The 14,981-nt window shown below is 50.1% G+C and carries 8 protein-coding genes, 8 pseudogenes and 1 riboswitch; of the genes and pseudogenes, 14 read left to right on the top strand and 2 right to left on the bottom strand.

Annotated features, from left to right (window positions below; genetic code table 11):
- Positions 1-19: 19 nt before the first annotated feature.
- A complete protein-coding gene (locus JCM17471_RS00755) occupies positions 20-208 on the bottom strand; it encodes a YjzD family protein (protein ID WP_054776467.1) in 189 nt (62 codons plus the stop codon).
- Positions 209-302: 94 nt separating this feature from the next.
- On the opposite strand from JCM17471_RS00755, the pseudogene dnaE reads away from it, so the two are divergent.
- The 11 genes and pseudogenes from dnaE to JCM17471_RS00700 form a co-directional block, all read left to right on the top strand.
- Positions 303-3,594, top strand: a pseudogene (gene dnaE, locus JCM17471_RS00750) (DNA polymerase III subunit alpha).
- Positions 3,595-3,704: 110 nt separating this feature from the next.
- Positions 3,705-4,664, top strand: a complete 960-nt coding sequence (gene pfkA, locus JCM17471_RS00745) for a 6-phosphofructokinase (RefSeq protein ID WP_054776466.1) — start codon at positions 3,705-3,707, stop codon at positions 4,662-4,664.
- Between the two features lie 62 nt (positions 4,665-4,726).
- The gene (gene pyk / locus JCM17471_RS00740; RefSeq protein WP_054776465.1) at positions 4,727-6,493 is read left to right on the top strand and encodes a pyruvate kinase; all 1,767 of its coding nucleotides are present in this window, start codon (positions 4,727-4,729) and stop codon (positions 6,491-6,493) included.
- Positions 6,494-6,639: 146 nt separating this feature from the next.
- Positions 6,640-7,102 (top strand): annotated as a pseudogene (locus tag JCM17471_RS00735) (DUF441 domain-containing protein).
- A 50-nt stretch (positions 7,103-7,152) separates the two neighbouring features.
- Positions 7,153-8,008: pseudogene (locus JCM17471_RS00730) on the top strand (CvfB family protein).
- Positions 8,008-8,890, top strand: a pseudogene (xerD, locus tag JCM17471_RS14735) (site-specific tyrosine recombinase XerD). Before JCM17471_RS00730 ends, xerD begins: the two co-directional pseudogenes overlap by 1 nt.
- Before the next feature lie 56 nt (positions 8,891-8,946).
- Positions 8,947-9,342: a hypothetical protein gene (locus JCM17471_RS00720; protein WP_054776464.1), complete on the top strand. Its 396-nt coding sequence runs from the start codon at positions 8,947-8,949 to the stop codon at positions 9,340-9,342.
- A pseudogene (locus tag JCM17471_RS14360) lies at positions 9,284-9,997 on the top strand (segregation and condensation protein A); the annotation flags it as partial. The gene JCM17471_RS00720 and the pseudogene JCM17471_RS14360, both read left to right, overlap by 59 nt.
- A gap of 42 nt (positions 9,998-10,039) precedes the next feature.
- Positions 10,040-10,617: pseudogene (gene scpB, locus JCM17471_RS14355) on the top strand (SMC-Scp complex subunit ScpB).
- Positions 10,601-11,330: pseudogene (locus JCM17471_RS00705) on the top strand (pseudouridine synthase). Before scpB ends, JCM17471_RS00705 begins: the two co-directional pseudogenes overlap by 17 nt.
- Before the next feature lie 47 nt (positions 11,331-11,377).
- Positions 11,378-11,496: riboswitch (FMN riboswitch) on the top strand.
- A gap of 124 nt (positions 11,497-11,620) precedes the next feature.
- Positions 11,621-12,187 (top strand): annotated as a pseudogene (locus JCM17471_RS00700) (ECF transporter S component); the annotation flags it as partial.
- A gap of 94 nt (positions 12,188-12,281) precedes the next feature.
- On the opposite strand, the gene JCM17471_RS00695 reads toward JCM17471_RS00700, so the two are convergent.
- The gene (locus JCM17471_RS00695; RefSeq protein ID WP_054776463.1) at positions 12,282-12,527 is read right to left on the bottom strand and encodes a ferredoxin; all 246 of its coding nucleotides are present in this window, start codon (positions 12,525-12,527) and stop codon (positions 12,282-12,284) included.
- Positions 12,528-12,553: 26 nt separating this feature from the next.
- Here JCM17471_RS00695 and JCM17471_RS00690 point away from each other — a divergent pair, with 26 nt between their 5' ends.
- From JCM17471_RS00690 to JCM17471_RS00680, 3 genes are read left to right on the top strand one after another with little or no spacing between them, the layout of a single operon-like run.
- Positions 12,554-12,769 (top strand): hypothetical protein, encoded by a 216-nt coding sequence (locus tag JCM17471_RS00690; protein ID WP_054776462.1) that lies wholly within the window; start codon positions 12,554-12,556, stop codon positions 12,767-12,769.
- Entirely contained in the window at positions 12,753-13,514 is a 762-nt protein-coding gene (locus JCM17471_RS00685; RefSeq protein ID WP_054776461.1) for a helix-turn-helix domain-containing protein, read from the top strand. The genes JCM17471_RS00690 and JCM17471_RS00685 overlap by 17 nt, the downstream gene beginning before the upstream one ends.
- Positions 13,511-14,947: a RecQ family ATP-dependent DNA helicase gene (locus JCM17471_RS00680; RefSeq protein WP_054776460.1), complete on the top strand. Its 1,437-nt coding sequence runs from the start codon at positions 13,511-13,513 to the stop codon at positions 14,945-14,947. Before JCM17471_RS00685 ends, JCM17471_RS00680 begins: the two co-directional genes overlap by 4 nt.
- Positions 14,948-14,981 lie beyond the last annotated feature (34 nt).

Here is a 14,981-nt window from a genome sequence, read left to right as displayed (position 1 = left end):
AATCGCCCGGTCTCATCTACTATGATTTAGATGCAGTGGTATCAAACTGCTTCATGATGGCTGGCATCATGAAAAGGATAATCACGAAGATCACACTGACAATAAGGCTTTGTTGAGGATTAAATTGGGTACCGTTCAGAGCGGAGAGCAAGAATCCGATGACTTCACCCAGGATTGACCCCCAAAAAAGCGTCGCAATATAACGCATGTCGATCCCTCTTTTCTGAAGATTATCTTATCATGAAATGACCAGTTTGCAACAGCCAATTGGTTTTCGGTTATAATCAAATTGAGGTGGCAAAATGACATTTACACAATTTCAAGTGCATAGCAGTTATTCACTGCTCAATAGCCCGCAGACACTGCCCGGTATTATTCAGGCGGCCAAGACGCGGGGCTATTCGCGTGTGGCATTGACAGACACCAATGTGGTGAGTGGCTTGGTTGATTTCTACACGCAAGCCAAGCAAGCCGATATCATGCCCATTCTGGGGATGACGATGCAATTGGCAGACGAAAACGTTCCTATTGATAGCAGAGACGACGGCAGGCTATCATCAATTATTGCGGCTGTCATCACAGGTGATGCTGCATCCCGATGTGACGTTTGATGATCTCGATAATTTCACGGGGCTTGCTGTCATCACGACGGCCAAGAGCACTGTAGTGGATCTGATTGAACAGGGCCAAGCGCAACAAGCACAGGCGGCCTTTGAGCGCTTTAATACCAAGTTTCCGGCATCCGTTTTTATCGGTGTGACCCCAATCATGGTTCAGCACGATATCGTGGCCTTTGCTCGGCTTCATGACTATCCGCTGCTCGCGCTAGGGGATGTGTGGTACCAAGATCCAACCGATGCCTTCACCCAGCAGGTACTCCAGGCGATTGATGCCGGGACCCAACTCAATTTTAGAGACCCCACGTTGTTTGATGCCGGTGAGCGGTGGTTGATGCCGGAAACGCAGATGACGCAATTATTTGAGGCGGCCGATTTAACGGATGCCTTGACCAATATGGCATCACTTGCCAAACGCTGTGACGTGACCATTGATTTCAAGCAACCACAGTTGCCGCATTACCAGACACCTGATGGCCAGTCGGCGCCGGCGTATTTGGCCATGTTGGCCCAAAGCGGGTTGACCAAACGACTCGGTGATCCGATTCCAGAAGCGTATCAAACGCGCCTGGCTTATGAATTAGATGTCATTACCAAGATGGGCTTTGCGGATTACTTTCTTGTGATTTGGGATGTGATGAATCATGCGCATGAGGTCGGTATTATTACAGGGCCAGGACGGGGTTCAGCAGCGGGGTCACTTGTAAGTTACGCCCTAGCGATTACTGAAGTCGATCCGATTCAGTACAATCTCTTGTTTGAACGGTTCCTGAATCCCAATCGCGCCAATATGCCGGATATCGACTTGGACATTCCCGATAATCGGCGGAATGAATTGATCAATTATGTGCACGATAAATATGGTGCCAATCACATGGCGCAGATTGTGACCTTTGGGACATTTGGGGCCAAGCAAGCGCTGCGTGATGTGGCCCGGGTCTTGGTCTCAGTCAGTTTCAAAGCAACCAGTGGAGCAACGCGATTCCACCTGGCTTGCATGTGAGCCTGCAGCAAGCCTACCAGCAGTCGCAAGCGCTCAAGAATCTGGTGGCGGATGCGCAAGAGAATCAGCGCTTGTTCCAAACCGCGCTGGCGATTGAAGGCTTGCCGCGCCATTACTCAACCCATGCGGCGGGGATTGTCCTATCCGATCAACCACTCACCGACACGGTGGCTTTGCAGAGCGGTGGTGACGGTATCGAACAGACCCAATTTGCGATGGGGAATGTCGAAGCGTTAGGCCTGCTCAAAATGGATTTCTTGGGGCTGCGCAATTTGAGTATTCTCGCTAGCACGTTGAGTTATGTGCAGAAGCAAACGGGCCAGGCGATTAATCCGGCAACGATTCCGCTGGATGACCCGGACACGTTAGCCTTGTTTGCGCGTGGCGATACCAACGGCGTGTTCCAGTTTGAATCGAGTGGCATCAAGGCGGTGTTGCGGCAGTTGGGACCAAGCAGTTTTGAAGATGTTGTGGCTGTTAATGCCCTGTATCGGCCGGGACCAATGGAAAATATCGATACCTTTGTGGCGCGGAAGCACGGGCAGGAACCCATCAGCTATCCCGCACCCGCGTTGGAACCGATTCTGGCGCCCACATATGGCGTGCTGGTGTATCAGGAACAGGTCATGCAAGTTGCGAGTGTCATGGGTGGCTTCTCATTAGGGGAGGCCGATCTGTTGCGGCGGGCGATGAGTAAGAAAAAAGGCGGCCGTGTTAGCGGATGAGCAGAAGCGATTCATTGACGGCGCGCTTGAAAAGGGCTTTGATCGGCAGACGGCAGAGACGGTTTACGCGTATATCGATCGGTTCGCTAACTACGGGTTCAATCGCTCCCACGCGGTGGCGTACAGTATGATTGCGTTTTGGCTGGCCTATCTCAAGGTGCATTATCCCGCGGCGTTCTTCACGTCTCTGATGAATTCATCCTTGAGCAATACCGCCAAGCTGCGCATTTATCTGCAAGAAGCACGGGAACTCAAGGTCCGGGTTGTGGGGCCTGATATCAATAGCAGTCAACGCTACTTCAGCGTCAATCAGGATCAAATTCTGTTCGGGCTGTTGTCCATTAAGGGTGTCCGGCGTGATTTTGCTGGTGACATCTTAACGGCACGCAAGAACGGGCCATTTAAGGATTTGCGTGATTTTCTGCAGCGATTGGATCCCAAGTGGCTCAAGACGGCCACACTAGCGCCATTGGTTGATGCCGGCGTGTTCGATCGCTTCGACAGCAATCGCGCGCAGGTTGCGTTTAATCTGGATGAATTGATCGAATCAGTTAAGTTGAGTGGCAATGATGTGGGCTTGTTTGAGATGTTGCAACCCAAGTTAACGAAGGTGGATGCTTGGACGTTGTCGGAACAATTGGATCGCGAACAAGCGGCCCTCGGGGTGTACCTCTCGGGTCATCCGGTTGAGAAGTTCAATTTCTTGAAGCAGCAGTATCCCATTCAGGCAATTGCAGGTCTTGAAGCGGATCAGTCCGTGACCATTTTGGCACAGATTCGCCACGCCAAACGCATTCGGACCAAGAAGGGCCAGGCCATGGCGTTCGTGGATGTGCAGGATCAGACTGGTGGCGCTTCGGTGACGATTTTTCCAAGCCTGTACCCGGTCTTTGACCAGTTGCCAGAAGATGCCATTGTCATGATTCAGGGCAAAACCGAATTGCGCAACGATGCCCTGCAGGTGATTGCGAACTCGATTCAGCTGGCAGATGCACTGATGCCTAGCGCACGGCTCTTCATTCAAACGCCGCAAGATTTTGATGCGAGCGGGCAAGAAACTTTGCTGAAAACGGTTCAACAATACCACGGAACCATTCCTGTGATCACTGTGGCACAAGGTAGCCGGCAAGGAGTGCTTTTAGCCCGTCAATATTGGGTTGATGGTAGTGATCTCTTACTGACCGCTCTCAAGGCCCAATTTGGTGAAAACGCCGTTGTTTTGCGGCCTAATCAAGTGGTAAACCAGTAAAGTCAGAAATATTTGAAAATGACGGGACATTCTTTCTGAAAAGTGATATGCTGTACAAGTATTTGAGATCAAGCAAATTGATCAAATAGATGACGCATGAGGTGAAATTGATGAAACGCATTGGGATTTTAACCAGTGGTGGTGACGCACCCGGTATGAATGCTGCGGTTCGTGCCGTTGCCCGTAAAGCGATGCACGAAGGCTTAGAAGTGTATGGTATCAATTATGGGTTTGCCGGCTTAGTTGCTGGTGACATTTTCAAGATGAATGAAGCAACTGTCGGGGACAAGATTCAACGTGGGGGTACCATGTTGTACTCGGCACGTTACCCTGAATTTGCTAACGAAGAAGGCCAACTCAAAGGGATCGAACAACTCAAGAAGTTCGGTATCGAAGCGTTGGTTGTTATCGGGGGCGACGGTTCCTATCATGGTGCCTTGGCCTTAACTCGCCACGGCTACAACGCTGTTGGCTTACCAGGGACCATCGATAACGATATTCCATTCACAGACTTCACAATCGGTTTTGATACCGCTGTGAATACTGTTCTTGAAGCCGTTGATCGCCTGCGCGACACAGCTGCAAGTCACGAACGGACATTCGTTGTTGAAGTCATGGGTCGTGGCGCCGGCGACATCGCCTTATGGGCTGGTGTTGCTGGTGGTGCCGAAGACGTGATCATTCCTGAACACGACTTCGACGTTGCGGCCGTTGCTAAGAAGCTCCAAAGCAGTCGGGAACGCGGCCAAAAGCACGCGGTTATCCTGCTTGCCGAAGGGGTTATGCACGCTGAAGAATTCTCCAAGGCACTTGGCGAATACGGTGATTTCCAATTACGGAGCACGGTATTAGGCCACGTGGTTCGTGGGGGTTCACCTACAGCCCGCGATCGTGTGCTCGCTTCCCAAATGGGTAGCTACGCTGTTGAATTGTTACTCCAAGGCAAGGGTGCCCTTGCTATCGGGATTCAAAACAACAAGTTGACCACACACGATATCACTGACTTGTTTGACTCAAAGCATCAAGCTGATTTGTCTCTGTACACATTAGCTGATGAATTGTCATTCTAATTACTGTTAAAAAAAACGACATTAACGTCTTTTTAAAACTATTCAAAGGAGAGAATCCATTTATGAAAAAAACCAAGATCGTTAGCACACTCGGACCAGCAAGTAACACTACAGATATTATTGTTAAGTTAATTGAGGCGGGGGCTAATGTATTCCGGTTTAACTTCTCACATGGTGATCACGAAGAACATCTCGGCCGGATGAACATGGTTCACGAAGCTGAAAAGATCACTGGTAAGACTGTTGGGATCATGTTGGACACAAAGGGTGCTGAAATCCGGACAACTGTTCAAGCAACAGATAACGGTAAGATCGAATTACATACTGGCGATGTTCTGCGTATTTCGATGGATGCCAGCCTTGAAGGTAACAAGGACAAGGTTGCTGTCACATACCCTGGCTTATATGACGATACTCACGTTGGTGGGCATGTCTTATTCGATGATGGTTTAATCGACGTTGTTATTACTGAAAAAGACGAAGCAAACCGCGAATTAGTAACTAAGGTTCAAAATGATGGTCTCTTAGGTTCACGTAAGGGTGTTAACGCACCTGGTGTTTCCATCAACTTACCTGGTATTACTGAAAAAGATGCTGATGATATCCGTTTTGGTTTAGACAACGGCATCAACTTCATCGCTGCATCATTCGTTCGTAAGCCTCAAGACGTTATGGATATTCGTGAATTACTCGAAGAAAAGGACGCATTAAACGTTCAAATCTTCCCTAAGATCGAATCCCAAGAAGGTATCGACAACATCGATGACATCATGAAGGTTTCTGATGGTTTGATGGTTGCTCGTGGTGACATGGGTGTCGAAATTCCTTTCGAACACGTGCCAATCGTTCAAAAGCGTCTGATCAAGAAGTGCAATGCGCTTGGTAAGCCAGTTATCACTGCTACCCAAATGCTTGATTCTATGCAAGAAAACCCACGTCCTACACGTGCCGAAGTTAACGACGTTGCTAACGCCGTTATGGATGGTACAGACGCAACTATGCTTTCTGGTGAAAGTGCTAACGGGGACTACCCTGTAGAATCTGTTGCTGCAATGGCACGGATTAACGAATACATCGAAGCTTCATTAGTTGACCAAGATGCTTTTGCATTGAAGGAATTCGCTAAGAAGAACATCACCGAAGCTGTTGGTCAATCTGTTGCTCACACTGCACGTGACCTTGGCGTTAAGACCATCGTTGCTGCTACAGAAAGTGGCTTCACAGCCCGGATGATCTCCAAGTATCGTCCAAAGGCTGACATCTTGGCTATCACTTTTGATGACAAGACTCGTCGCGGCTTAACAATCAACTGGGGTGTTTATCCTGTTGTTGCTGAAAAGCCAGGCAACACTGATGAAATGTTCGATCTTGCAACAAAGACCGCACAAGACCTCGGCTTTGCTGAAGAAGGCGACTTGATCTTGATCACTGCTGGTGTGCCAGTTGGTGAATCAGGGACAACAAACGTTATGAAGATCCAATTGATCGGTTCTAAGTTGACTCAAGGTTCAGGTGTCGGCGACGAATCAACTGTTGGTAAGGCTGTTATCGCAAGCAATGCTAACGAAGCAGCTGCTAAGATGTCCAAGGGTGATATCTTAGTTGTTAAGACAACAGACAAGGACTACTTGCCAGCAATCGAAAAGGCTGCTGCATTAGTTGTTGAAAACGGTGGTTTAACCAGCCATGCTGCTGTTGTCGGTATTGCTATGGGCATCCCTGTTATCGTTGGTGCTGAAGACGCAACAACTGTTATCACAGATGGTCAAGTAATCACTGTTGACTCCCGTCGTGGTATCGTCTACAAGGGTGCAACAAACGCTTTATAAACCACTTAACTTAATTTAAGTGTCACACAAGAGGAGGTTGTCACAAAACGCAGGTTTTGTTGCAACCTCCTTTTTGTATCGATAGCAATCAAAAATAATGGGCGTTCTTGCACTAATTTAGGTAAAATAAAGGGAGGGTAATGGAGATGGAAAGTTGGCTGTTTCTCGGCACCATTTTGGTTATCGCGGTCATCGCCAAAAATAAGGCATTGATGATTGGGGTGGCAGCGGTCATGGTGCTCAAATTAATTCCGATGCTGCAGCCGTGGTTGTTGAAACTCGGCAGTTCGGGGGATTAACTGGGGCGTGACGATTATCTCTGCGGCGATTATGGTGCCTATCGCAACCGGTGAAATTGGCGTCAAAGAGCTCTTGAACATGTTTAAGAGCCCCGTTGGCTTGATTGCCGTTGCCTGTGGGGTGTTAGTCGCCGTGCTGTCCGCCAAGGGGGTCGGCTTGTTGAGCCAGAGCCCCGAAGTGACCGTCGCCCTCGTCTTTGGGACCATCATGGGGGTTGCGCTGTTCAAAGGTGTGGCCGCGGGTCCCGTTATCGCGTCAGGCATGACCTATGTGATATTGACGCTGTTCAACCTGTTACCAGGTAAGTAAGTAGAGAGTTGCAAAATGTCGTTTCGGCGCATTTTGCCAAGGAGAATAAAATGGATTTTAATGGTGAATTGATCGTTGCGACCGTTTCAGATCAAAACGATGACCAAATTTTTCACAGTATCAAGGCGTGACATTAGCTACCGATAAGAGCCAGGTGGATACCGAACTGGCTGTCGGTGATGAGATTCGGGGCTTTGCCTACGAAAATAGTTCTAATCAAGCCCGCTTGACCCCAATCATTCCCAAGGTGGGGATGGATCGTTATGCATTCGGCGAAGTCGTTGAAGTGCGCCGCGATTTGGGCGTTTTTGTTAACATCGGTTTGCCTGATAAGGATATCGTGGTGTCATTAGACCAATTACCACAATTGTCTCGCTTGTGGCCTAATCGTGGTGATCGGTTGATGATTCACTTGAGCCGCGATAAGAAGAACCGGTTGTGGGGTGAACTCGCCGATGAAGATACCATTCACGCCGTGGCGAATATGGCTAAGCCAACCCAAAATAACGAAGATGTGCAGGCGACGGTGTATCGTCTGAAGATGGCTGGGACACATGTATTGACCGATGATTTCTTCCTCGGCTTCATCCATCCGAGTGAACGTGATGCCGAACCACGGCTGGGAGAACATCTCTCCGCCCGTGTCATTGGTGTGCGGCCTGATGGGGTCTTGAACCTGAGCTTACGGCCTCGTGCATACGAAGCCATCAGCGATGATGCGGCCATGATTTTGGCCGTGCTGGAACACAGTCAGACCAAGTCCATTCCCTATACCGATAAGAGTGATCCCGAAGCGATTCAGGCCACTTTTGCAATCAGCAGGGTGCATTCAAGCGCGCGCTGGGGAGTTTGATGAAAGCTAAGAAAATTCGCCAACACGATGGCATTACCGAGTTGATCGACTAATGAACCAGCAAATTGCTGACTTTATTCATTATTTGGATGTGGAACGCGGCTTGGCAACCACCACGCAAGCCAGTTACCGGCAAGACTTGCTCACATTTAAAACATGGCTCGAGGATCAGCAGTTGGATACCTTTCCGACTGACCGGCTCGTGATTCAAAACTTCTTGAGCGATCAGAGCAGTCAAAAACAGGCGACATCGGTGGCGCGCATGACCAGTGCACTGCGCAAGTTCTATCGGTACCTCAATCGCGAGCAGATTATGACGACCGATCCGATGACATTAATCGCCTCACCTAAAAGGGCCAGCATTTGCCGGCCACATTGACGACAGCCGAAGTGGATCGATTGATGCAGGCGCCGGACACGACAACGCCATTGGGCCTGCGCGACCGGGCAATTTTTGAAGTGATGTATGCGACGGGCCTGCGGGTGTCAGAAGTGATCAATTTGCGGTTGAACCAATTGCATTTGAGCATGAACTTGCTGCAAGTTGTCGGTAAGGGTGACAAGGAACGTTTGGTCCCGGTCAGTCCGCCAGCTGTCGAGTGGCTCAATCGATACTTGACGGTTGCGCGAGGGCAACTGCTCAATGGCAAACAGCAGGTGCCCGAGGTGTTCTTGAATTTCCACGGCCACGCCTTGACGCGCCAGGGCATTTGGAAGAATCTGAGGCCTACATCACGCGTTTAGGAATCAAGAAGAATGTCACACCACATACTTTGCGCCACAGTTTTGCTACTCATTTACTGGAGAATGGGGCGGATTTACGGGTGGTTCAGACCTTGCTCGGCCACAGTGACATCAGTACCACCCAAATCTATACCCACCTCAGTAATCAAAAGTTGATTAGTGTTTATCATCAGACCCATCCTCGAGGCTGATTGCTTGGCTTTAGATAATGTGGTAAGGTATGGCGAGAGTCAACTTGGAGGCAAAAATGTTAGTTAAATATAAAAATGATTATGAGAAAATTGCCATGGGCTTTCTCTCATATCTACCAGATCTCAAGGTGATGTCGAATTTGAAGACTGAACTCAGTCTGTACACCACGGATCCGGATCATGAATTATATCTCTATAAAGAAAATAATGATGACGACTTTATTGGTGTCGTCGGTGTGGAAACGGGCAGCGATTTCTTACTGGTTCGACACATCTCACTTTCTCCCAGCGTGCGTGACCAAGCGACCCAGTTTGCGATTCTCGATGATCTCGCTAAGCTCTGTGGCGAAGACAAAAAGTTAATGGGCTCACTGGAAACAACGCAATTGATCGTTGCGTGGGAACGGGCGCGAAAGGAGCAGGGCTTTGGCACTGACGCTGGTTCTCGATGATTTCTCAGGGCCACTGGATCTTTTGTGGCACTTGATTAAAGCTAATGAAATTGATATTTATGATATTCCAATCGCAGAAGTGACGCGCCAATACCTCGACTATCTTCATCAAGCCCAGGAATTGGCGCTTGATATTGCCGGCGATTATTTTGTGATGGCGGCTTCTTTGATGGCATTAAAGAGTCGGCTGCTGTTGCCAACGGTGGAAGAAGAGCTACAGCAAGATGAGCCCGCGTTTGATCCGCGGGCGGATCTAGTGGCGCAACTGTTGACGTATCAGGTTTATCAGCAGGCGGCAGAGACGCTCAAAGAACGCGCTCAGGAACGGGCAACAGCCTATGCGAAGCCTGAATCAAACCCACCGGCCGATAGCAACGCGTTGCTGGCGCCGGGCGCAGTCAAGCTCAATGAGTTGCATCACGCCATGACCCAAGTCGTCACGCAGAAGTTGCAAACGATGACCCTAATTCAACACATCGAGGCCGAACCGGTCTCTGTGGCTGATCAGATCAATGTGATTCGCAAGCGACTCAAGCAGCAAACGCGCTGGGCATTCGATCAACTATTGGATCAAACAACCGTCGATGGGATTGTGACCGCCTTTCTAGCGATTTTGGAGCTGATGCATCTGAATGAAATTGAGTGTCAGCAAGAAGACCCATTCGCACCAATGGGTGCAACCAAAGGAGGCGGCGTAATGCAAGGCATGATTGAAGCGGTGCTTTATACCGCAGGTGAAGCCGGGATCAGTTTGGTCGATCTGGCTGCTATCATCAATCGCAACCAAACGGCGACGCGACAACAGGTCGAACAGCTACAGGCCAGACTAGCAGCCGATACTGATACCGGGCTTCAAGTGCAGGTGGCAGGAGACCGCTATTACCTGTTAACCAAGCCGGATTACCATGAGGCGGTGGCCCGCTTTTTGCTGGGCCTCCCGCGCATGGCTTATCACAGGCTGCCCTTGAAGTCCTCGCCATCATCGCGTATCAACAACCGATTACACGCATCGAAATCGATGAGATTCGTGGCGTCCAGAGCAGTGGTGCACTGACAACGCTGGCCAGCCGGCAACTCATCCAGGAAGCGGGCCGCAAAGACGTGCCCGGGCGGCCGATTCTTTATGCGACCACCGCAACATTCCTGGACTATTTTGGTCTGACCTCACTCAATGCACTGCCACCGATCACGGACGAGAGTGGCGAAACAGATTTAATGGCACAATTCAATCAAACAATGGCAACTATGGAGGACGATAATGGCAGCACAGACTGAACGACTACAAAAGGTGTTGGCCCAAGCAGGGGTCGCATCACGACGCCACGCAGAAACCTTAATCGAGGAAGGCCACGTCGCCGTCAACGGCGAAGTTGTGACCCAAATGGGTGTCAAGGTATCGAGCAAAGATGAAGTGAGCGTGGATGGCGTGCCCGTTGGCCGTGAAGCCAAGCGTCATTTCCTCTTGTATAAGCCTCGTGGCGTGATCACAGCGGTGACCGATAACAAGAAACGCCGTGTTGTGACCGACTTCTTTGAAGATTACAGCGAACGGATTTATCCTGTGGGCCGACTCGACTACGACACTTCCGGTTTGGTGATCATGACCAATGATGGCGATTTGGCCAACATGTTGATGCACCCTAAGTTTGAAGTGGATAAGCAATACGTGGCGAAGGTGCAAGGTATTCCAACGCGGGCTGATCTCTTACCCTTAACCAAGGGGATTATTTTGGACCACAAAAATCTCTCCGGCTAAGGTTAAGATTCTTTCAACTGATAAGGCCAAGAAAACCGCGATTGTGGAACTGGTCATTCATCAGGGGATGAATCATCAAGTGAAAAAGATGCTGCAATCTGTCGGTTTCCCCGTGATGAAGTTATCCCGGGAACGCTTCGGTAACCTCGACTTAACTGGCCTACAACCAGGGGAATACCGTGAAATTCGGCCGCGTGAGCTGCAAGACTTGAAACGGCTTGCAAATGGTTGACAAATTGCCACGAGTTAAGTATGGTAAGTGAGTAATTAAATAACTTGGTTCGTCTTCAGGGGCAGGGTGCAATTCCCGACCGGTGGTAATAGTCCACGACCCGCATTTGCGGCTGATCCGGTGCAATTCCGGAACCGATAGTACAGTCTAGATAAAGAAGATGGGGCTTTTTGAATCGTTTTTGTGTGCGCTTTACAATAACACTGACATTCATTAGGGGACCCGTTATCTTTCTGAAGATAGCGGGTCCTTTTTGGCCACTCTGAGACAACCGCTTGGAGGAATGTTTTATGGCACGAACGAATTTGCATCGACTGGTGGGCGTGGCGTTACTCGCTGCGATTGGATATATCTTGATGTTGTTTGATTTCCCAATTTTCCCGCTGTTTCCGTTTTTGAAGTTGGATTTCTCTGACCTCACAGTGTTGCTGGGCGGACTGATGTTCGGCCCAGTTGGTGGGATTATGACCGCGTTGATTCGCAGTCTGGCCCACTTTGCGCTGACCGGTGGTGGCATTGTGAATCTGATTGGGGATTCGGCCGCATTCATTGCCAGCGTGGGCTTCATGTTGCCAATTATCTGGACCATCCGTGGTGATCATGAACGGCCTTCACGCCAATTCATGGGCATGGGGCTTGGAATTATCAGTCTGACCGTCATTATGAGTCTGCTCAACTGGTTGGTCATCACGCCGATGTATCTGGCGGTCTTCAACTTTAATCTGGGCATGTCACTGACCAAGTACGTGTTGATTGGCGTTGTCCCGTTCAACCTGGTCAAAGGGATTGTCGTTTCGATTCTGTTTTATGTCATCGCGCGGGCCTTGGCGCCGTGGTTGGCTAAGCAGCGTGCACAAAAACGCGAACTAATGCATATTGCATCACAAAAAGAGGCTGTGATCTCACCCGAGTGGGTGGTCACAGCCTCTTTTGGCGGCATGATACAATGAATCAAGCTTTCGTATCCTCAGGCGCAAAGGGTTTGTCGCTCCGCTTGATGGCCCCAGTTGGGCAACGCGTATACGCCAGTTTGAAATCAATCAGATCGGCTGGCGAAAGTGGTTCTGTTCCTGTATTCTGGTCGGGTGTGTAACTGGCAATGCCGTCTTGATCATACTCAAAGAGCTTTGGTGCCAACATTTGGCATAAACCACAAGCAATACATTCAGGACGGTTAACTTTTGCGTATAATACCATATAGAAGTTCCTCCGGAGGTGTGAGCGTGTTACCCGAATTTATCATTCAGTTTTTTGAGGATCAACCGCGACGGCCATTAGCGGTTCATGGCCTGCTGACGGGCAAAAAGACCATCTCTAATTTATTTGCGGCGTTGCTGCATCAACAGCTCGATGCCTTACTCCTTTACCCTACTTTGGATCGAGACCAATTTCAAGCGGCAATTAAGCAGCTGACACAAAAAGTTGCTCGAAGCCACTGACCAGGGATTGGTGCTGACAGACCACGGCGAAGCATTTGCCAGTCGACATCGCGATCTGCTGCCGAGTCACTATCAGCCGGCCTTGATGCCGCATCAATTTCTACCGCGTTTCTTTTTGGGCGTCCAGGTGCTCTCAGAAGGAAGTTACCACCACAGCGCTTATGAGCCCACGACAAATGATTTTGCGGTGCAACAGGCGATTAAACGCTGGTATCATCAGCCCAACTTCACGGTGGCGGCGGCAATTGATGAATTGCACGCACTGTTTGAGACACTGCCGCAAGATGTGGCGGACCGATTGAGCAATCAACTCGTCGGTCATGATTTTGCCGGCAGCTTGGCCGTGACCGACCTGCAGCAGAGCATGCAACAGCGCGATGATATCTGTGTGTTCTTGCAGACGCTGGTACCTGAACAGCTGTGGTGGGCACTATGGGGTGGCCCCACAGATCCCGTGTCCGCTTCAGCCAATCGCACAATTGAGGCGCTGAATCAAGGCATGTCGGTGGCCCAAATCGCCACACGATACCGCTATAAGGAAAGCACCGTCAACGAACATCTGTTGTTGGGGGCGATTTACGGGCGGCAACTACCACTCGAGCAGTTTTATCGCCCAGAAGAGCGGGCCGCATTGACCGGTCAATCAGTGACGAGTTACCAGACAATCATGGCTCAGGGCCCATTCTCGTTCTTTCAAGTCCGGTTGTACCAAATTTTGATGATTCAAGGGAGGTGGCCACAATGAGTGCAATTCTGGATGCACTGAAACAGCACTACGGGTTTGATCACTTTCGTCCCGGTCAGGAATCCCTGGTTCAGGCGGCCATCGATGGGCAAGACGCGTTAGGGATTTTACCCACCGGCAGTGGGAAAACCTTGTGTTACCAGTTGCCCACGCTGATGTTAGGGGGCACGACGATTGTAATTGAGCCCTTATTGGCCCTCATGGAAGACCAAGTGAAGCGGCTGCAGGCGATGGGCGAAAAACATGTCATCGCCCTGACCAGTCAGTTACAACCCAGCGATTTTCGCTTTGTGCTGGCCCATTTGAATGGCTATCGCTTTGTCTTTATGGCGCCAGAAATGTTGGCACGACAAGACGTTATCGCGCAGTTGCAGCAGATGCCACTGACGCTCGCCGTGGTGGATGAGGCTCACTGCATCTCGCAGTGGGGCCCTGACTTTCGGCCGGCTTACTTGAAACTCGGTGATCAACTGGCCAAACTCAATGTCCGAGCGACAATGGCACTGACAGCGACGGCACCCAAGGTCGTTCAAGATGATATCAAACGCGGGCTCCACCTCAATCAACCCCAGGAATCCATTGCTTCTGTGAATCGGCCCAATGTCTTCATGGGATTAGAGCAGGTCGATTCACAGGCCGATAAGATGACTCGTCTGATTGAACTGCTGACGCAAATTGCCGGGCCCAAGATTATTTATTTTGATAGCAAGCAAAAGGCGGAACAGGTGACAGAATTGATTGCGGCCAAGACAAGCCTCAGCGTCGCCTATTATCACGCCGGACTCGATGCGCATACCCGGGATTTGATTTATCGGCGCTTCATGCAGGATCAACTCGAGGTCATCTGTGCTACCAGTGCGTTTGGCATGGGCATCGACAAGCCAGATGTGCGCTTGGTGGTGCATCTGTACGTGCCTGAATCCCTTGAGGCGTATTCACAAGCTATTGGCCGTGCCGGGCGTGATGGCGAGGCGAGTGCGGCGGTCTTGTTAATCGGACCAGGCGATTATCAGCGCGCCGCTCAATTCAGTCAGGGCCTGCCGGATGCGAAGTTGATTGAAACCATCTATCGGCATCCAGCCGCGTATCAGAATATGGAAGACCCACAAATCCAATTAATCGAGGCGTATATTGCCAGCGGCTTTAATCAAGATCAGGTGAAGGCCCAACTCCGCGATCGCCTCAGCGAAAAAACCGCGAGTTTTCAGGCGATGGCAACGTTACTGAACACGCAGGGATGCTTACGACAGGCACTTCTTGCGCACTTTGATTCGCCGTTAGTTGCCCACACGGCGCAGTGCTGTGGGGAGCTGACTCAAGACGTCATTAGCCGCCTAGCACCCGCAAAGCCGGTTCTTGCGGCCGCTGTTTTGCCGTGGCAAACGATTTTTACGACAATCTTTAAGCACTCTCTCGCCGAAAAATCGAATTGAGTGTGGTACAATAATTTCAGATTATGTAAGGAGG

The organism is Lacticaseibacillus saniviri JCM 17471 = DSM 24301 (assembly GCF_001311785.1).
Taxonomy (GTDB): Bacteria; Bacillota; Bacilli; order Lactobacillales; family Lactobacillaceae; genus Lacticaseibacillus; species Lacticaseibacillus saniviri.
This window is presented reverse-complemented; position numbering and strand designations above follow the sequence as displayed.